This is a genomic window from uncultured Granulicatella sp. (genome assembly GCF_963545075.1).
Classification (GTDB): Bacteria; Bacillota; Bacilli; order Lactobacillales; family Aerococcaceae; genus Granulicatella.
The window spans coordinates 1-20,272 of the sequence record NZ_CAUUHX010000009.1; the positions used below are offsets into that span (position 1 = coordinate 1).

Genomic DNA, 20,272 nt, shown 5'->3' on the forward strand with positions numbered 1-20,272 from the left:
AAGAAAAATTCGGTACAAAAACAGAGTTGAAAAACTTAAACTCATTTAACAATGTTCGTAAAGGTTTAGCCTTTGAAGAAGTGCGTCAAGCTCAAGTATTACGTAGCGGTGGTGTTATCGGTCAAGAAACAAGACGTTTTGATGAATCAAATGGTCAAACTATTCTAATGCGTGTGAAAGAAGGCTCAAGTGACTACCGTTACTTCCCAGAACCAGATTTACCAAACTTAGAAATTTCAGATGAATGGGTAGAAGAAGTTCGTCAATCAATTCCTGAAATGCCAACCGTTCGTCGTGAACGTTATATTCGTGAGTTTGGATTACCAGAATATGATGCAATGGTCTTAACTTTATCAAAAGAAATGTCAGATTTCTTTGATGCAACAGTTGCAGCAGGTAGTGATCCAAAATTAGCTTCTAACTGGTTGATGGGAGATATTTCTGCTCACTTAAATAGTAAAAAATTAGAATTACAAGATTTATTATTAACACCAGAAAGTTTAGCAGAAATGATTCAATTAATTGGAGACGGAACAATCAGCTCTAAATTAGCGAAGAAAGTATTCTTGTTATTAGCTGAAGAAGGCGGAACTGCTCGTCAAGTGGTTGAAAAACATGGTATGATTCAATTAAGTGATCCATCACAATTATTACCAATTATTCAAGATGTGTTAGCTAATAACGCACAATCGATTGAAGACTTCAAAAATGGTAAAGATCGTGCAGTTGGATTCTTAGTAGGTCAAATTATGAAACAAACAAAAGGAAAAGCAAATCCTGGAGTTGTAAACCAATTATTACAAGAAGAATTAGCAAAATATTAATAACTGAGAGAACTGAAACGTAGTAGAATAGCCTATTCTACGATGCGTTAAGTCAAATAATCACTGGGGGTGAATAGAAAACGGAATTTCCGACTTCTTATTCACTCCTTCTCTCTTTTCATAAAGAATGATTGGAGGTGTTAAAATGATTCGAGTTTACACAAAAATAATTCAAGCCGGAGAAACCCTGCAAACAAAATTAGAAGCACCAATTGAATTCATGGAATGGAAAGTTGAAAACGAACAATTATCATTGTCTTATCAAGAAAAAGAAACGATGACAAAAGTGGATTTATTAGTGTCTAATGGAGAAGTTCAATTATTCCGTAAAGGTGAAGTAGCTAGTCAATTACTGTTCCAACATCAAAAGAAAACAAAGGGTCGTTATCAATTAGCGCAAGGACAAGAAATTTTATTTGAGATTAAAACGAAGAGTGTAGAAGTTTCTTCTGATTGGAAACAAATTTCCTTTGAGTACCAATTATCTCAATTAGGAGAAAATTTAGGAGAATTTACAGTAAATATGGAAATTCTTAAAGAAAACATTGTGCAATAGTAGCGTTCTATAGCTTTTGTGTGCTATACTGTTAAGGAATATGGGGAAAGGAAGTGTATCCTTTGGAATTAAAAGCACTGGATGGAATCAACAAAAATGAATTATCAATGGTTGAAGTAGCACATGCTATCTTGGAAACAAAACAAGAAGTTATGGACTTTAATCAATTATTAGTAGAAGTTCAATCATATATGGAGTTAAGCGATGAGCAATTAGAAGCACGCATGGCTCGTTTTTATACAGATTTAAATATTGATGGAAGCTTCATTTCACTTGGAGAAAATCGTTGGGGCTTGCGTTCATGGTATCCAATTGATTCAATCGATGAAGAAATTGTTTCATCAATGGATGATGAAGACTTGAAAAAACGTCGTAAAAAACGTAAAAAAGTTAATGCCTTTGGAACTGAAGAAGATCTTATCGATTACAATGATGATGATCCAGAAGATGAAGATGGCTTGTTAGAAGACGAAGAAGATGATGATGTGATTGACTTAGACGATGATGTAGATGATGAAGAAGAAACAGAATTAGATGCATATCGTTCAGATTTAAGTGAATTAGGTGCTGACGAAGACTTAGATGAAGACGTTAGTGCAGATGAAGATTTATCTATTATTAGTGATGAAGAATTAGATAGCGATTATGATGAAGAAGAGGATGAATTATAATCCTTTGTCATCCATAAAAAGTTAGAAAGTGGGAGTGCGTAGCGCTCCTATTTTTTATAGGAGGAAAAATTTTGAAAAAAATTTTATCATCATTTTTTGATGCGACTTTTTTAAAATTTATATTAGTAGGGGTTGTCAATACACTTATTGGAACAGCGATTATGTTTTTTTGCTTCAATGTATTAGCTTGGAGTTATTGGATTTCAAGTGCAATGAATTATATTGTGGGTAGTATTGTGAGTTACCTGCTGAATAAGCGATATACTTTCCAGCAAAAAGGGCATGATTGGCATACTGTGTGGAAATTTATCGTGAATATTACCATTTGCTACGTTCTTGCTTATGGATTAGCGAAGCCGCTTGTTACATGGCTACTTTCTGGAGTTACTATGAACATACAAGGAAATGTTGCTTTATTGGTAGGAATGGTTTTATTTGTCGGATTGAATTATATCGGGCAAAGATTTTGGACTTTTTCATCCAAAAAAGATGTAGCATAATGACTTGCTCATAAAAGAGTTAGTGGTTTAATTCTAGGAATCGTTATGGTAAAATAACACTATCTATAAGTTTAAGGGGGATACTGCCAAATGGCGGAAGATAAGAAAACTTTTTATTTAACAACACCAATTTATTACCCAAGTGGACAATTACATATCGGACATGCATATACAACTGTTGCAAGTGATGCGATGATTCGTTATAAAAAATTACAAGGTTATGATACTTATTTCTTAACAGGAACAGATGAACATGGACAAAAAATTCAACAAAAAGCTCAAGAAGCAGGTGTGAGTGAGATTGAATTTGTCGATAATATTATTTTTGGTATCCAAGATTTATGGAAAAAATTAGATGTTTCTTATGATGATTTTATTCGTACAACTCAACCTCGTCATAAAAAATCTGTACAGAAAATTTTCCAAAAATTAGTGGATAATGGAGATATTTATTTAGGGGAATATGAAGGTTGGTATTCTGTTAGTGATGAAGAATACTTTACAGAATCTCAATTAGTCGAAGTTTATCGTGATGCAGATGGAAAAATGATTGGAGGAGTAGCTCCAAGTGGTCATGAAGTCCAATTAGTGAAGGAAGAATCTTATTTCTTCAGAATGAGTAAATATGCAGATCGCTTATTACAATACTATGAAGAACATCCAGAATTTATTCAACCAGAATCACGTAAAAATGAAATGATTAATAACTTCATTAAACCAGGTTTAGAAGATTTAGCCGTTTCTCGTACATCATTTGACTGGGGAATTCCAGTACCAAATGATCCAAAACATGTCATTTATGTGTGGATTGATGCTTTATCAAACTATATTACAGCTTTAGGCTATGGAAGTGATGATGAGACATTATTCAATCGTTATTGGCCAGCAGATGTACACTTTATCGGAAAAGAAATCGTTCGTTTCCATACAATTTATTGGCCAATTATGTTAATGGCATTAGATTTACCATTACCGAAGAAAATTTTTGCACATGGTTGGTTATTAATGAAAGACGGTAAAATGTCTAAATCTAAAGGAAATGTCGTTGACCCTAATACATTAATTGAACGTTATGGTCTAGACGCTTTACGTTACTATTTATTACGTGAAGTACCATTTGGTTCAGACGGTATTTTCACACCAGAATCATTTGTAGAACGTATTAATTATGACTTAGCAAATGACTTAGGAAACTTATTAAACCGTACAGTAGCGATGATTAATAAATATTTTGATGGAACAATTCCAGCTTATTCAACTCCTGTTTCAAGCTTCGATCATGAGTTAGTAGAAGCTTCAAAAGTGATGATTGAAGAAGTTGAAGCTGCGATGGAAGAAATGCAATTCTCAGTCGCATTATCTGCGATTTGGAAATTTGTTTCTCGTACAAATAAATATATTGATGAAACAACTCCATGGGCAGCTGTAAAAGATGAAGCGCGTCAAGAAGAATTAGCTCGTACAATGAGTTATTTAGCAGAAAGCTTACGTATTATTGCGGTAGCTTTACAACCATTCTTAACACAAACACCAGGAGAAATCTTAGCACAATTAGGAATTCAAGACGAAGCTTTACGTGATTATCCATCACTTCATACAATTGGAGTGATTCCAACTGGCACAAAAGTTGTTGAAAAAGGGCAACCAATCTTCCCACGTTTAGATATGGAAGAAGAAGTTGCTTATATTCAAGGTAAAATGGGTGGAACTGTTAAAGAAGAAGTAGCAACAGAATGGAATCCAGAAGAAGTAGAATTGACATCTGAAAAAGAATCGATTAAATATGATGACTTTGATAAATTAGAATTAAAAGTCGCAGAAGTCATTGACTGCAAACCAGTGGAAGGCGCAGATAAATTATTACAATTCCGATTAGATGCAGGAGATGCTGGCGGACACCGTCAAATTCTATCAGGTATCGCTCAATGGTATCCAAATCCAGAAGAGTTTATCGGTAAAAAAGTAGTGATTGTCGCAAATTTAAAACCACGTAAGATGAGAGGACAAATTAGTCAAGGAATGATCTTATCGGCAGAAAAAGATGGAGTATTACAAGTAGTATTAGCACCTCAAGAAATGCCAAATGGTTCATTTGTTTCATAATCAATAGAGAACACAGTTATTGTAGGGAGAGTACGTTGCTTTACAACGTGCTCTTTCGTATATATGAGAAAGAAAAGGAGAATGTAAGATGAAGAAGGGCTTGTTAACAGGTTTATTATTATTTGGTTTCTTTTTTGGAGCAGGAAATTTAATTTTTCCTCCTTCATTAGGATTATTTTCTGGTGAGTATTTCGGGCCAGCAATTGCGGGATTTATTTTGTCAGGTGTGGGGATTCCCATTATTACATTAATTGTCGGTGCCACAAGTAATGGAAGTTTTAAACATGAATTAGAAACTAAAGTTCATGCGGTATTTGCGGTAGCTTTTTTAGCTATTTTATATTTATCAATTGGACCATTCTTTGCGATTCCAAGAACAGCAACGGTTTCGTATTCGATTAGTATTCAGCCATTCGAGTCAGCGTTAGCTTCAATGGGGATTTCAGGAACTTTATCATTGTTTATTTATACAGTGTTATATTTTGCTGCAGCCTATTGGATTGCGATTAACCGTTCTAATATTTTAAATAGTATTGGGAAAATTTTAACGCCATTATTTGCGGGATTAATTTTAGTACTAGTATTATTAGGAGCGATTAAATATGCAGGAGTAGCACCAATGCAAGCAGCAACGGCTTATCAAAATGGTGGTTCGTTTGGAACTGGATTTATTGAAGGATACAATACATTAGATGCATTAGCTTCAGTTGCTTTCTGTGTAGTAGCAGTAAATACATTGAAAAAATTCCATTTCTCTTCAAAAGAAGAATTTACAAAAACAATTATTGGAGTAGGTTTAGTAACGGCTGTAGGATTTAGTATTTTATATTTAGGATTAGCAAATCTAGGAAATCATTTTACAGTACCTGCAGATGTATTGGCAGATAAAGCAGTGAACAAAGGATCTTATATTTTAGCTGCTGCTTCAAAAGATATTTTCGGAGTATTTGGACAAGTATTTTTAGGCGCAATGGTTATTTTAACGTGCTTTACAACAACCGTTGGATTAATTGTTTCAACTGGAGAGTTCTTTGAAGAGTTATTCCCTAAATATTCTTATAAAGTATATGCAACAGTCTTCTCTTTAATTGGATTTGGAATTTCTAATTTAGGGTTAAATACTGTCATTAAGTTTTCGATTCCTGTACTGTTAATTTTATATCCAATTACGATTATTATGGTGGTATTAATTATTTTAAATAAATTTGTTCCACTTTCTAAAATTGGCATGCAGTTAACAGTTGGACTAACAGTCTTAGTTTCAGTTTTAACAGTTTTAGGAGATACCTTAAAATTATCCGCATTATCTAATGTGATGAATCAATTACCGTTTTCTACTTTATCGTTAGGGTGGGGAGTTCCAGCTTTAGTAGGAATAGTGATTGCTTTGATTTTAAGTGACAAACAAAAAGGTGAAGTTTTTGATTTTGAAAAAATTTTAGCAGAGTAAGAAAGTAGATAAATATGTTTTTTTATGGAGTTACGATTATCGTATTAGTTGCCTTACTTTTTTCGATGTGGAAGGATAATCGCAGTTTATGGAATCCAGCTTTATTAGTGATTGAGGTATTTTTCCTTTATTTATCCATTGCAAATTTCTTTTTTAGTTTTGGATATGAAAATCTTCATTTTTTGATGATATTGGGGATTTTACTCATCCCTGTTCTGATTCTTTTAAGTGGTGTATTTTTAATCGTTAATGGATTTATTTTGTTGAAAAAAGAAGGTTTTTCTAAAGCGAATCTTTTATCCTCAATTATGGGGATTGTGATTTTATTTTTCTTTGTTTTTATGTGGATTCGAGTGGGACTCGTAAAAAATGAATTTTTCTTTTACAATCCTTGGATTGATATTCTATTAATGTTTATCATTTATTCTTATATTATTTTTGGCTTTGCATTTGTAGGATTTATGATGTACTCGTTTGTCTATTTATGGTTGCCGAAGAAAAAGCATTATGATTTTATTATTATTCATGGTGCCGGTTTGTTAAATGGGGAAAGGGTCACTCCTTTATTGAAAAGAAGAATTGATAAAGCTGTTAAGGCATTTCATCAATCAAAAAATCCTTATATTCAACTCATTGCCAGTGGTGGACAAGGTAGGGATGAAAAAATATCTGAAGCACAAGCAATCTATAATTATTTAGTTGAAAATACAGATGTACCAAAAGAAGCTATTTTATTAGAAGAAAAATCTACAACAACTTATGAAAACCTACTGTTCTCTAAAGAGATAGGAGAGCAATTAGTTGAAAAACCTCGATTTTTATTTGTAACAAATGACTATCATGTCTTTCGTACAAGTACGTATGCTCGTCAAATTGGAATGCAGGGTGATGGCCTAGGTTGCTCTACTGCAAGTTATTATATTCCATCAGCGTTTATTCGAGAATATGTAGCGGTGTGTGTAAAAATGAAAAAACTCTTCATAGGGTTTGAATTACTGTATGCTGTATTGGTTATAATGGCGTATAGAGGCATATTGTGGTAAAAAAAGTTTGATAAATAATAGGGATGGCATACCGATTTCGGTATGCTTTTTTGTCGTGACGATTGGCATGAGAAGTCGTGACTAAAGTCATGGTAGGTAGTGACTCAAGGCACTACTGCAACAAAGAAAATTTTTCTATAATGAATTCATCAGTTAGGAAATTAGTAAAGAGGGGATAAACATGATTAACGTAAAAAATGTTACAAAAAAATTTGGTCAAAAAGTAGCTTTAGAAGAGATTTCTTTTGAAGTGAATAAAGGAGAGATTTTCGGATTTCTAGGGCCATCTGGTTCAGGTAAAACAACAATGATTAAAATTTTAACGGGACAATTAAATGCCGATAGCGGACAAACAGAATTGTTAGGAAAAGTATCTGAGAAATTAACGCCAGCAGATTTAGAACAAATCGGATTAGTAAGTGATACGAGTGGATTTTATGAAAAACTAAGCCTTTATAAAAATTTACAAGCTTATGCAAAATTATATGGAAAACCAAATTCACGAGTAGATGAAGTCTTAAAACAAGTTGATTTATATGATAGTAAAAAATTAGCAGCAGAGAAATTATCAACAGGAATGAAACAAAGAATGTTTCTAGCAAGAGCATTAATTAATAAGCCACAAGTATTATTTTTAGATGAGCCAACTAGCGGATTAGATCCAACGACTTCTAAGAAAATCCATGAATTATTATTAGAACTGAAAGAAGCAGGAACAACGATTTTCTTAACAACACACGATATGAACGAAGCAACATTATTATGTGATCGTCTAAGTTTACTGAATCGAGGACATTTAATTGAATACGGAACACCTTCTTCGATTATTCAAAAATATAATCACGAGAAAAAAGTTCAATTAACATTCGCAGATGAAACAAAAATACAAATTACTTTTGAAGAATTAGGACAAACAGATTTAACACAAGTTGTAGCGATTCACTCATGTGAACCAACTTTAGAAGAAATATTTATTCAATTGACAGGAGAGAAATTAAATGATTAAACGATTAACTGCCTTAATTTGGCTACGCACACAAGTATTATTAAGTAACACCACTTTATTAGTAACGATTTTATTACCTTATGGATTGTTAGTGTTATATAACCAATTTATGAATGCAGATGGACTACATTCTTCGTACATGGTATTCATGTGTTTATCATTAGCATTCTCAGTTTCACTAGGAAGTTTAACTTCTTTAACCATTGCAGAAGATAAAGAAAAGAAAAACTTGAAATCTTTATTACTCAGTGGTGTTAGAAATGGAGAATATTTATTATCTGCACTATTTTATCCAGTCGTTGTTGGGCTTGTAACAATTGTAAGTTTCCCAATGATCGTAGATGCAGACTTTGGAAAACATTCAGGTGAATATTATGTAGTAGCGATTGTTGTAGGACTATGTATTGTTTTATTAAACTTATTGATTGCCTCTCTTTCTAATACTCAATCACAAGCACAAGTGAATGGTTTAGTACCGATGATGGCTATTTCATTCTTACCATTGTTCTCTGGGTTAAATGAGAATATTTCAAAAATTGCTCACTATACATTTATGGGAGTTTATGTAGACTTCTTTACAAAAGAGAGTTTTGAGTTAAGTTTTGAAACGGTTGGCGTACCGTTAGCTTGGTTATTAGGGTTATTCTTAGTAAACTTAATTGTATTAAATCCAACACGAAAAGAAATGTTTTTAGCAAAACTAACAAGAAAAGCGGTATAGTATACGGAATAGACTTTTACACTGTAGTATAAAGGACGGCAGCAGCCCTAAATGAAAAGAAAGGCATACCGATTTCGGTATGCTTTTTTTATGTGACGATTTGCATGAGAAGTCGTGACGAAAGTCATGGTAGGTAGTGACTCTAGGCACTACTGAGAAAAACAGAATTTTTCTATAATGAATTCATCAGTAAGAGAGATAAGAAATGAGGAATATTAAATGACAAATGAATATAAATTACAAGTAGAAGAGAAATTGATCAGTCAGAAACAAGAGGTAAAGGAGAGCATCAAACAAATCTTTAAACAATTGTTAGTATATTTAGGAATTTTTATGGGAATTGTGATAGGTTTTTCGATTGTAGCGGAAGTATTAAGGATTCTTCCATTAGACTTTGTAACGGAAGAGCTAGTTCGAAATATTACAGATGCAGGAAATATTTTCGGTTCAGCAATTGCAATTTTAGTATTTTATAAAAAGCAAAAGATTGCATTTCTACCAACTGTTAAAACTCATCGTCAAACATTGAGCCTTAAACAAGTGGCTATTATTATTATTTTATTATTAGGATGCCAATTTGTCTTTAATCAAGTAGCGAATGTTTTTGAAGTAGCTTTGAATGTGATTGGTTTCAGTGCTAAAAAAGAAGTTGAATTAGCAACTGTTGGACATCATTCAAGTATGTATTTCTTATATGCAGCATTTATGGGACCGCTAGTTGAAGAATTAGTGATGCGTGGTGGAATTGCTTATCGATTACAAAAATATGGCAAAGTGTTCAGTATTATTTTTTCAGCAATTGTATTTGGATTTTTCCATATGAATTTTGTTCAAGGAGTGTTCGCTTTCTTAGTAGGAATTATATTAGCGTATATCGCAATTGAATATAGTTTTGGATGGGCTGTTTTCTTCCATATTTTAAATAACTTTGGTTTCAATCTTATTTTAGGAACTTTTATGACTAGTATGGTTGGAGAAGCACAAGCAGAAACGATTAGTTTAACGATTATGTCTATTGCAGCAGTTGCTTCTGTAATTTTATTAGGAATGTATCGTAAGGAAATTGTTCAATATGTACAAGAAAATCGTACGGCAAAAGGAACATACAAAGTAGCATTCTCAAGCGTGTTAGGGGGAGTTTTCTTTATCATTTGTATCATTGTAGCTTTATTAGGATTACAGCCATTATAAGATGCTAAAAGTCATGAAGAATCGTGACGAAAGTCATGGTACATAGTGACTCAAGACACTACTGCAACAAAGAGAAATTTTTTATAATGAATTCATCAGTTAGGAAAACAGTAAAGAGGGGATAAACATGATTGTAGTAAAAAATGTAACAAAAAAATTTGGACAAAAAGTAGCTTTAGAAGAGATTTCGTTTGAAGTAAATAAAGGAGAAATTTTCGGATTCTTAGGACCATCTGGTTCAGGGAAAACAACAATGATTAAAATTTTAACAGGGCAATTAAATGCTGATAGCGGGCAAACAGAATTGTTAGGAAAAGTATCTGAGAAGCTAACTCCAGCAGATTTAGAACAAATTGGATTAGTGAGTGATACGAGTGGATTTTATGAAAAACTAAGCCTATATAAAAATTTACAAGCTTATGCGAAATTATATGGGAAACCAAATTCACGTGTAGACGAAGTGTTAAAACAAGTCGATTTATACGATAGTAAAAATTTAGCAGCTGAGAAATTATCGACAGGAATGAAACAAAGAATGTTTCTAGCAAGAGCTTTAATTAATAAACCACAAGTATTATTTTTAGATGAGCCAACAAGCGGATTAGATCCAACTACTTCTAAGAAAATCCATGAATTATTATTAGATCTGAAAGAAGCAGGAACTACGATTTTCTTAACAACACACGATATGAACGAAGCAACATTATTATGTGACCGTTTAAGTTTGTTGAATCGAGGACATTTAATTGAATATGGCACACCTTCTTCGATTATCCAAAAATATAATCACGAGAAAAAAGTTCAATTAACATTCGTAGATGAAACACAAACAGAAATTACATTTGAAGAATTAGGACGAACAGATTTAGTACAAGTTGTTGCGATTCACTCATGTGAACCAACGTTAGAAGAAATATTTATTCAATTGACAGGAGAGAAATTAAATGATTAAACGATTAACTGCCTTAATTTGGCTACGCACACAAGTATTATTAAGTAACAGCGTTTTATTAGCAACTATTTTATTACCGTATGGATTGTTAGTGTTATATAACCAATTTATGAATGAGGATGGGCTACATTCTTCGTACATGGTATTCATGTGTTTATCATTAGCATTTTCAGTTTCACTAGGAAGTTTAACTTCTTTAACAATTGCAGAAGATAAGGAAAAGAAAAACTTGAAATCTTTATTACTTAGCGGTGTTAGAAATGGAGAATATTTATTATCTGCACTATTTTACCCAGTCGTTGTTGGGCTTGTAACAATTGTAAGTTTCCCAATGATTGTAAATGCAGACTTTGGAAAACATTCGGGAGAATATTTTGTAGTAGCGATTGTTGTGGGACTATGTATTGTTTTATTAAACTTATTAATTGCTTCACTCTCTAATACTCAATCTCAAGCGCAAGTGAATGGTTTAGTTCCTATGATGGCAATTTCATTCTTACCATTATTCTCTGGATTAAATGAGACTGCTTCAAAAATTGCTCATTATACATTTATGGGTGTTTACGTAGACTTCTTTACAAAAGAAAGTTTTGAGTTAAGTTTTGAAACAATTGGTGTAGCATTAGCTTGGTTAGTAGGGTTATTCTTAGTAAACTTAATTGTATTAAATCCAACACGAAAAGAAATCTTTTTAGCAAAACTAACAAGAAAAGCGGTATAGTATACGGAATAGACTTTTGCACTGTAGTATAAAGGACGGCAGTGGAAAGTCTATTTTTTTATTTGAATTTCTCACTTGACTATAAAATTATCCAAAAATAAGCTATAATAAGTCAGACAAATAGTAGTGAGTGAGGATAGAGATGAAAAAAAATGATCGAATAGAAGTACAAATTGATGATTTAACGTATGAAGGAATGGGCGTTGCGAAAGTCGATGGATTTCCTCTTTTTATTGAAAATGCTTTGCCAGGAGAAAAAGTAGTAGCGCATGTTTTAAAAATTGGGAAAAAATTTGGCTATGCCAAAGTTGTAGAATGGCTATCTACGAGTCCTGACCGTATTCCATTAGTTGATCCAAATGGAACTCGAGTCGGAACAATGCCTTTACAACATATGAAATATAAAGCTCAATTAGCGTTTAAACAAAAACAAGTGAAACATGTCATGAATACAATTGCGAAAATGCCAGAGTTAGAAGTTCGTCCAACAATTGGAATGGAACATCCATTTGGATATCGGAATAAAGCGCAAATCCCTGTCAGAATGGTAGATGGCTTATTAACGACAGGATTTTTCAAGAAAAACTCACACGACTTAGTTCCAATGGAAGATTTTCACATTCAAGATCCAGAAATTGATCGTATTATTTTAGTAGTCAGAGATATTTTACGAAAATATGCAATTGAAGCTTATGATGAAGAGAAACATACTGGTGATTTACGTCATATTATTGTACGTAGAGGATTGCGTACTTCTCAAGTGATGATTATTTTAGTCACTCGTACAGAGAAGTTTGTTCAAAAAGAGGCAGTTGTAGAGCAAATTACCCAGCAATTACCAGAAGTGGTGTCGATTGTCCAAAATATTCAACCCCATCAATCGAATGTCATTATGGGTTCTCAAAAGAAAGTATTATTTGGAGAAGATGCTTTTCAAGAAAAATTAATGGAATTTATCTTTACGATTAGTTCACGTTCATTTTTTCAAGTCAATACGATTCAAACAGAAGTATTGTATCATGAAGCGATTCAAGCTGCTGGATTAACTGGAGATGAAACAGTAGTCGATGCTTACTGTGGAATCGGAACAATGAGTTTAGCTTTTGCCAAACGTGCTAAAAAAGTTTATGCCATGGAAATTGTACCGGATGCTATTCAAATGGCGAAAGAAAATGCAAAAAATAATCAGATTGACAATGTAATATTTGAAGTGGGGGCAGCTGAAAAAGTTATGCCAACATGGGTAGATTTAGGATTGCAACCAGATGTGATTGTAGTCGATCCGCCAAGAAAAGGATTAGATGGAGCTTTTATTGATGCAGCTGTTCAAACAAAAGCTAGAAAAATTGTTTATGTGAGCTGTAATCCTGCGACATTAGCACGGGATTTAGCATTATTTCAAGAAGAAGGGTATCAGGCGCAATATGCTCAACCAGTGGATATGTTCCCAATGACGACAGCGATTGAGACAATTGTGTTGCTTTCCAAACTAGATTCAAAGAAATATATTAGTGTAGAACTTCCGATAGATGATATGGAATTAACAAGTGCCGAGAGTAAAGCAACCTATAAACAAATTCAAAACTATGTTTTGGAAAAGTTTGGGTTTAAAGTATCTACTTTGTATATTGCACAAGCTAAGAAAAAGCATGGTTTAGAAGTTAGGGAACACTATAATATTTCAAAGAACGAGAATCAGAAAGTTCTACAGTGCCCAATTGAAAAAGAAAAAGCTATTTTGGATGCATTGAAGTATTTTCATATGATTAAATAAATTTTGGCGACAAATTTCCATATAAATAAACTGAGGTTAGAAAATGAATAGAAAAGCAATTGTTGAAAATGTAAAACGTAGATTATGGGCAGAATCTATGGGAAGATGTATGAATCCAGATTGTCGAGCAGAATTATTTATAAAGAATAGTGATATCATGGAAAAAGCACATATCGGTGCATATTGTGAAACAGAAGATAATTCATATGAAAACTTGATAGTCTTATGCCCTAATTGTCATAAGATATTTGATAAAACTGGTTTTATAGATGAAAACATTGTTAAGCAATGGAAAGAGATTAGAAGAAATGAATTAGAAAATTTTTTTTCTGTAGAACTGAGCTCTTTTGATCAACTTAAAGAAAAAGTTGTTCCTCTTTTGAGTGAGAACTATAGCATATATAAAAGTTACTACCTGAGTGGTAATAAGTTTTTATGGGATAAATTTGAGCCTCAAATATTATCAAACAATGAAAAGCTAAAATTATTATTTGAAAATAATCGTACTTTATTTCAGCAGCATTCGTATAAGGAATATTCAAATTTAGAATTGATTCAAAAGTTTATAACTCATGTTGATGAATTTAAAATTACCAGAGATGATGGAGAAAAGTTGAGAGAGGTGCTTTTTCCACAGGAAATTAACTCTATTTTTGGAATCATGCCAGTAACCGATTATATTCTTCCATCCACAGAGTCGATGGAAGAACTGATAAAAGTATTGAGAAAAGAAAATTTAATAGACGAAGTTATGCTAGGGATAGATAGACCATATATATTACTGAAAAATAGAGAAAAAATATTTATGGATGATACTCCTAGAGTAAGGCAGCTATATTATGATAAGAGTTGTTTTAGAAAAACGGGTGTTAGATTAGAAAGTTTAAATTTTGCTTTGAAATATTTAAGATCTCGAAATATAAATTTTACATATGTTAACCAAGATTCATTAAGAGAAATTAAAGTGAATGACATTAACATAGTTTTTGTTTATGAATATTGCTTAAGTAGGACATTTTTATCTTGCATGTCGCCAAAACCTAATTATGTAATTGTAAATTTACATAATTGGAATGGGTCATGCTGTATATCAAGAGAAGCATTAAACTTAGCTGATAATTTTGAAGTTAAATTACTTACAATGGATGAGTTTTATGGATATATCAATGAAATTAAATAAAATAGAAGCAATTAATTTAATTAAAAAAAATATAGATTTGTTTTGCTTTTTTGACAAGTCTTATATTTTTGGTTCCATATTGAAACCAGATAAATATTCAGAAGATATTGATGTTTTGTTATTATATTCAACCTTCTCTTATGATATTCAAAAAAGTGTAAATGAAATTATAGAATTCATAGAGCAAAAAACGTTTTATCCTGCAGATATAACTGCTCTAAGTTTTGAAGAAGAAAAAGAGATGGGATTTATAGATAAGTTAGATAAGAAATATATCTGTATAAAGTGATTATAAAATGGGTAATAGTATTCGACAAAGAAAAGGTGATAAAGGTAGCGTTGAAATATTTTCATATGATTAAAAAATTTGTATCAAGTAAAAATGATTTGAAATTTCTTGTTTAGAGTTATTGATTGGAGGTTGATGAAATGTTTCACCCATATAGAAAAGATAGTTCGTATTTACGTGCAGCTATGTTTAAGTCGTATAAAGAAAAGTGCGTGTATTGTGGGAGAACAATTCAGCAACGTGATATGCATATAGATCATATTATTCCTTCTAATCAGCGAGAAAAAATTGATGATGAAGTAAGGGAATATCTTATCGAGTTAAATGAAAAAGGTTTTATTGTAGATTCAATTGAAAATTATTTGCCTTCTTGTCCAGCCTGCAATATCGGAAAAACAAATCAATTTTTTACTGCTGCTAATTTACGTTTTTATCATGAAAAAGCGCGTGGACATATAGAAGAAATATTAAGAATAATTGATGGTCTACAAAAAACAAAAGAAACGTTTTATGAACCAGTTAATACAGAAATTTGGAAAGAGTTAGATTTTTCTTATCAACGAGATTTGTCACATGCAATTATGGGATATCGATTAACTCCAGCAGATGTTGAAGCTTGTCCTCGTTTTCCACAAGTTGAGAAAATAAAACAACAATTATCAATTGTGGACTACACGGTGTTGGAAGGTGAAACTGGCTGTGGAAAATCTATATGTATTTATCAAGTGGCTTATGATTTTTACAAAAATAATTGGAAAGTTTATGAATGTAAGGCAATAGAAGATATTGATGTAACTGGTATTAGAGATAATGGCGAATTATCTTTGTACTTAATTGATGACGCACAGCAATTGTCGGAAAAGGTAGTCGATGAATTAAAGAGACGAGCAGGATTAAATGTAAAAGTCTTGTTAGCAAAGACAATTTCATCAGTTGTTAAGCAGGATACAATATTATTAACTAATAAAGAAGCAGTTGCGCTTATATACACTGATTTTTTAAAGAAAAAAGAGAAAATAAGTTCAATCGTACACAAGTATGACAAGAGTGTTGGAATTAACTTTTTGGATCAGCCGATTGAACGACGTTTGAAACTTGCAAATGATGCAATAACTCCTTGGCAGTTTAACTATATATTGCGAGGTGGCTGGAAAAACATGAAGGAGCGTTATCAAACATTTTGCTCATACAATAACCGTAATCTATTGGCAGCAACGATTGCAGTTTTTCAAATATTAAGATTAGATCACAGTGTTGACTTCAGTTGGGTATGTAACGAATTAAAAAAGTTTGATGCTTCGTTAATTTGGAGTAAAGAAGATTTGTATTACTTAGTAAATAAAATGATTTTGCTTTCTGAAGATGATGTCAGGATTGTTCATATGGAAAGCGCAAAAGTGATTATTGCATTATTTTTCAAAGATAGTAAAGAAAATAAAAAGAAAATTTTACTACGTTTTATTGAAGAGAGTTTTATTAAAAAAGAAATTTCTCCACTGGGGCTTGTTTGGTTGTGTAATGGCATGAGTAGTTATAATTTGTTTTATAGTGCAAGCAAATTTTTCATTACTGAGAAAATGATAGTTTCTACTTTAGATGATATAAGTTGTATTAATTCTTCTCAGGAACGGATGGAAATAGCTTATTTTATTGAAAAAGTTTTTGATTTGCAATATGAAAGAAACGGGAGATATTATTTTTACAAATACAATGAGTTGTTTCTTGACTGGATTCAAAATTCAGATAATGAAACGGCATATGCATATTCAAATTTGATAAATACTTTGAGAAATGTAGATATGAATCTGCATAGAAAAATTGCTAGAAGAATTAATTGGGCATGTCTACAGGAATCAATGTTAATAGAAACAAACCCTAAACTATATTCTTGGGGAAATTTATATAATCGGTTGACTTGCTCGCTTACTAAAGAGGAATATTTGCTTGTAGGAAAAATGTTGGAGGATGCTATCGATAAATTTTGTGAGTCAGCTTCAATTTCAAATATTGAAGATATAACATGCTTTCTTTGTTCTGTAATGCATACTAATCCAGAGTATATCCATACTAAGGTTCAAAAATTGATTCCTGTATATTCAGAATACTTTATAAAAGATATGTCACAGGCAATTTATTTATTTGACTTTAAATTCTTGGCATATATATGTGGTTTTAGCTTGTTGGGTAGGCATAGAACTACAAGTATGGAAAAGAAATCTGCCGAGTTGATAGTATCGGTGATTCCGGAAAAGGAATTTTCTGAAGTTATTGTGAATTGTCAGCCTAGAGATTGGCATACTATACAACCAATTATGGACCTTGTAGGTAATTATGATATAAAAAAAGCGAGAAGAATCATCAATTCTGTTGATTTGAATAAATTGACTGAAAAGGCAAAGGATAGCTGGGGTTATAGCCATGAAATAACAGAATTATGTGATATTTTGTACATTGGTAATCGTAAATTGGTAAGAACTTTCATTGAAAACAATCTTGATAAAATTTCAACTATGTATTCATCATTAATAATGATGGCACCTGAATGTGGTATAGATGCATTTGATAAAGGAATTAAGATAGATTTGTTAACGGAACATTGGTGGGATGTTAGTTTATACGCTATAAAGAAATTATATAAAACGGATGTAAAGAAAACAAAGATAATACTTTTGGAGAACATCTCTCAAATTATCGAAAGAATAAATTCTGTTACAGCGTTAGATTTTAATGAGAGATATTTTTTAGAATTCATGAAATTGATACAAGAGATAGATGGTAAAATTTTTGAGATAATTGTTTATAAATTGGATTATGTAAAAATTGAAAACAACTGGAATAGAGGTGCTATATATAAAGGGAAAGAAAAACAGGTGGAGAAAAGGAGAGCTGAATTCTATAAACTCGTAAAACGATAGTTATATTATAATTTAAGTCAGAGTGAACCGATAGTGGATTCAAGAGATTTTATTGTGAGTTTATTTGATTATAAAGCGCAATGGCAGATAAAAATGCGTATTTTATATCATACTTTTAAAGCTGGAGACAAAGGTACTATCGGTGGATGGAAGGTAGATATATTGAACAAATCAGAAAAACAACATTAGAGTATATGAAATATTAGGTACAAAACTTGCCACTGATTTAAGAGGAATTAATGGAAGAAAAAAATTACATTATTTTAAATAAAAAAGTAAGAGTTAATTATAAAAGTATATTTATGTGCATGACAAGGCTAAAATATTTGAACATGTTGGGTATATGTAAGTTTGGACAATGCTGAACATGTGGAAACAGTGGCTGTATTAGAACGAATGAATTAAGGAGGAAATATGAGAGGATTTTATTTTGTTGTAGCATGGATTTCATTAGCGTTAGGAATTATAGGAATTGTACTTCCTGTTTTACCAACGACACCATTTTTATTATTAACAGTATTTTGTTTTTCAAAAAGTTCTAAAAGATTTGAGGAATGGTTTGCGAATACAAAATTATACCGAATTTATGTATCGGATTATTTAGAAACAAAATCCATTGCACGATCTCGTAAAAAGAAAATTATTATTTATATTTACATTTTAATGGGGATTTCTATTTATTTTGCCCCAATTATTTATGTAAAAATCGGTCTAGCTTTATTAACGGTATTTATTACGTATTATTTGTTTAAAGTAATTCCGGATAAATAACCATATAAAAACGCATCTCTTCTATGAATGAGATGCGTTTTTTAATGATTGAATAATCGGTTGATGTTTGTAGGAATAATACAATTGAATCGTCATTGGAACCCAAATAAGTGGTTCACAGAATATGACTCCCATATATCCCGTTGATGGAATAATGAATAGAACAAATAATATTTTTCCAAATAATTCAATGAAACTTGAAATTAACGGGGTAACTTTTTGTCCTAATCCTTGTAAACTATTACGTAACACTAGTAAAACGGCTAGTACTGGATAGAAAGTAGCACTAATTCGATTATAGAGTGACGCATTAGAAATTAACTCTGGATCAGTTGAACCAGAAATTAGTTCATTTAATGCAGGACTTGCAAAAAACAATGTAATCGCAACAAAAATTGTCCATATAATCGCAACCATACTTCCTAAATAAATGCCACGTTGAATTCTGTGAGGACGATTTGCTCCTAAGTTTTGAGAAGTAAAGGTCGTTAAGGATGATGCAATCGCTGAAACAGGTAGCATTGAAAATGACATAATTCTTCTAGCAGAAGTTTGAGCACTAATAATCGTTGCTCCAAGTGCATTAATCGAAGTTTGTAATGTGACCGTTCCGATAGAAACAATCGAAGTCATTAGTCCCATTGCCAGACCTTGTCCTAATAAATCAAGATATAATTCTTTATCCCAAGTAAAATGTTTTCGCTGTGGCAATAAGAAATTTGCTCTTTTTCGAATATAAAAGAAACAAAGAATAGCAGAAAGTCCTTGAGAAATAATGGTAGCCAAACCTGCTGATTGCACACCTAAGTGTAATTGAGTAATAAAGAAGATGTCTAACACAATATTTACAATAGCAGAAAATATTAAAAAATATAATGCAGCCTGACTATCCCCAACGGCACGAAGTAACCCAGCACAGAGATTATAAGCGAATGTAACTCCAACACATAAAACAATCATATGAATATACTGGTAAGATAAATCAATGATTTCAGAAGGTGTCCCTAGAAATTGTAATAAAGGATACATTCCAAAGTGACCGATTGTTGAAACTAAGAAGCTCAGTCCTAATCCAATGATTAAGGTTGAAGCAACCGCACGTTTTAATTGTGTCATATCTTGTGCACCAAAACAACGAGCGATGACAACACCCATGCCATTTCCAACACCAAGAGCAAAACCTATAACAAGTTCGAAAATGGCAGCAGTCGCACCAACACCCGCAAGAGCATTGGGCCCTAAATAACGACCGACAATCATAATATCTGCAGTATTATACAATTGTTGAAAAAGATTTGAAATTAAGATGGGAATTGCAAAGGCAATAATAGAACGTAAAATAGGTCCATCTAATAAATTAACAGCAGTTTTTTTTAACATAATAAAGTTTATCGTCTTCCTCCTTATTTGTAATAAAATTTTCTATAGTTTCTTTTAATTGATTGTTTAATGCTAAAATTTCTTTTGCTTTTTCGAAATCAAAGCCTTCCTCGTTAGAGAAATAAAATTATAAATGTTGTTCTAATTGATGATGCAATCTCTTTCCGTTGGCGCTTAATAGTAGTAGGATGTCCATGAATAATCAGTTTTTTATTTTTCCACAAA

18 protein-coding genes and 1 pseudogene are annotated in these 20,272 nt (G+C 32.0%); 18 read left to right on the top strand and 1 reads right to left on the bottom strand.

The genetic code is table 11. The features are described 5' to 3' along the window. The 18 genes and pseudogenes from RWZ86_RS02215 to RWZ86_RS02300 all read left to right on the top strand — a co-directional run. Positions 1 to 824 (top strand): annotated as a pseudogene (locus RWZ86_RS02215) (Asp-tRNA(Asn)/Glu-tRNA(Gln) amidotransferase GatCAB subunit B); the annotation flags it as partial. Between the two features lie 145 nt (positions 825 to 969). After that, the gene (locus RWZ86_RS02220; RefSeq protein ID WP_314679660.1) at positions 970 to 1,380 is read left to right on the top strand and encodes a DUF1934 domain-containing protein; all 411 of its coding nucleotides are present in this window, start codon (positions 970 to 972) and stop codon (positions 1,378 to 1,380) included. A 62-nt stretch (positions 1,381 to 1,442) separates the two neighbouring features. Continuing rightward, entirely contained in the window at positions 1,443 to 2,051 is a 609-nt protein-coding gene (gene rpoE, locus RWZ86_RS02225) for a DNA-directed RNA polymerase subunit delta (RefSeq protein ID WP_314679662.1), read from the top strand. 71 nt (positions 2,052 to 2,122) lie between these two features. Continuing rightward, complete coding sequence (locus tag RWZ86_RS02230; RefSeq protein WP_314679664.1) at positions 2,123 to 2,551, top strand: GtrA family protein; 429 nt, start codon at positions 2,123 to 2,125, stop codon at positions 2,549 to 2,551. Between the two features lie 90 nt (positions 2,552 to 2,641). Then, positions 2,642 to 4,654 (top strand): methionine--tRNA ligase, encoded by a 2,013-nt coding sequence (gene metG / locus RWZ86_RS02235; RefSeq protein ID WP_314679666.1) that lies wholly within the window; start codon positions 2,642 to 2,644, stop codon positions 4,652 to 4,654. 88 nt (positions 4,655 to 4,742) lie between these two features. Beyond that, positions 4,743 to 6,104: a branched-chain amino acid transport system II carrier protein gene (gene brnQ, locus RWZ86_RS02240; protein ID WP_314679668.1), complete on the top strand. Its 1,362-nt coding sequence runs from the start codon at positions 4,743 to 4,745 to the stop codon at positions 6,102 to 6,104. A gap of 14 nt (positions 6,105 to 6,118) precedes the next feature. After that, positions 6,119 to 7,147 carry a YdcF family protein gene (locus RWZ86_RS02245; protein WP_314679670.1) on the top strand — a complete coding sequence of 343 codons (1,029 nt, stop codon included), beginning with the start codon at positions 6,119 to 6,121 and terminating at the stop codon, positions 7,145 to 7,147. Positions 7,148 to 7,328: 181 nt separating this feature from the next. Beyond that, entirely contained in the window at positions 7,329 to 8,153 is an 825-nt protein-coding gene (locus RWZ86_RS02250; RefSeq protein ID WP_314679671.1) for an ABC transporter ATP-binding protein, read from the top strand. Continuing rightward, positions 8,146 to 8,874 carry an ABC transporter permease gene (locus tag RWZ86_RS02255; protein ID WP_314679672.1) on the top strand — a complete coding sequence of 243 codons (729 nt, stop codon included), beginning with the start codon at positions 8,146 to 8,148 and terminating at the stop codon, positions 8,872 to 8,874. The genes RWZ86_RS02250 and RWZ86_RS02255 overlap by 8 nt, the downstream gene beginning before the upstream one ends. Before the next feature lie 219 nt (positions 8,875 to 9,093). Then, on the top strand, positions 9,094 to 10,065 hold the full coding sequence (locus RWZ86_RS02260) for a CPBP family intramembrane glutamic endopeptidase (protein ID WP_314679674.1): 972 nt from the start codon (positions 9,094 to 9,096) through the stop codon (positions 10,063 to 10,065). 127 nt (positions 10,066 to 10,192) lie between these two features. Continuing rightward, positions 10,193 to 11,017 (top strand): ABC transporter ATP-binding protein, encoded by an 825-nt coding sequence (locus RWZ86_RS02265; RefSeq protein ID WP_314679676.1) that lies wholly within the window; start codon positions 10,193 to 10,195, stop codon positions 11,015 to 11,017. After that, a complete protein-coding gene (locus RWZ86_RS02270; RefSeq protein ID WP_314679678.1) occupies positions 11,010 to 11,738 on the top strand; it encodes an ABC transporter permease in 729 nt (242 codons plus the stop codon). The genes RWZ86_RS02265 and RWZ86_RS02270 overlap by 8 nt, the downstream gene beginning before the upstream one ends. A gap of 142 nt (positions 11,739 to 11,880) precedes the next feature. After that, complete coding sequence (rlmD, locus tag RWZ86_RS02275) at positions 11,881 to 13,512, top strand: 23S rRNA (uracil(1939)-C(5))-methyltransferase RlmD (protein WP_314679680.1); 1,632 nt, start codon at positions 11,881 to 11,883, stop codon at positions 13,510 to 13,512. Between the two features lie 43 nt (positions 13,513 to 13,555). Then, entirely contained in the window at positions 13,556 to 14,692 is a 1,137-nt protein-coding gene (locus tag RWZ86_RS02280) for an HNH endonuclease signature motif containing protein (protein ID WP_314679682.1), read from the top strand. Further along, positions 14,667 to 14,981 (top strand): hypothetical protein, encoded by a 315-nt coding sequence (locus RWZ86_RS02285; RefSeq protein WP_314679684.1) that lies wholly within the window; start codon positions 14,667 to 14,669, stop codon positions 14,979 to 14,981. The genes RWZ86_RS02280 and RWZ86_RS02285 overlap by 26 nt, the downstream gene beginning before the upstream one ends. 140 nt (positions 14,982 to 15,121) lie before the next feature. Next, entirely contained in the window at positions 15,122 to 17,896 is a 2,775-nt protein-coding gene (locus RWZ86_RS02290; RefSeq protein WP_314679685.1) for an HNH endonuclease signature motif containing protein, read from the top strand. 54 nt (positions 17,897 to 17,950) lie between these two features. Further along, on the top strand, positions 17,951 to 18,085 hold the full coding sequence (locus tag RWZ86_RS02295; RefSeq protein ID WP_314679687.1) for a hypothetical protein: 135 nt from the start codon (positions 17,951 to 17,953) through the stop codon (positions 18,083 to 18,085). A gap of 225 nt (positions 18,086 to 18,310) precedes the next feature. Continuing rightward, complete coding sequence (locus RWZ86_RS02300; RefSeq protein ID WP_314679689.1) at positions 18,311 to 18,667, top strand: YbaN family protein; 357 nt, start codon at positions 18,311 to 18,313, stop codon at positions 18,665 to 18,667. A gap of 21 nt (positions 18,668 to 18,688) precedes the next feature. On the opposite strand, the gene RWZ86_RS02305 is transcribed toward RWZ86_RS02300, so the two are convergent. After that, positions 18,689 to 20,047, bottom strand: a complete 1,359-nt coding sequence (locus RWZ86_RS02305) for an MATE family efflux transporter (RefSeq protein ID WP_314679691.1) — start codon at positions 20,045 to 20,047, stop codon at positions 18,689 to 18,691. Positions 20,048 to 20,272: the final 225 nt, after the last annotated feature.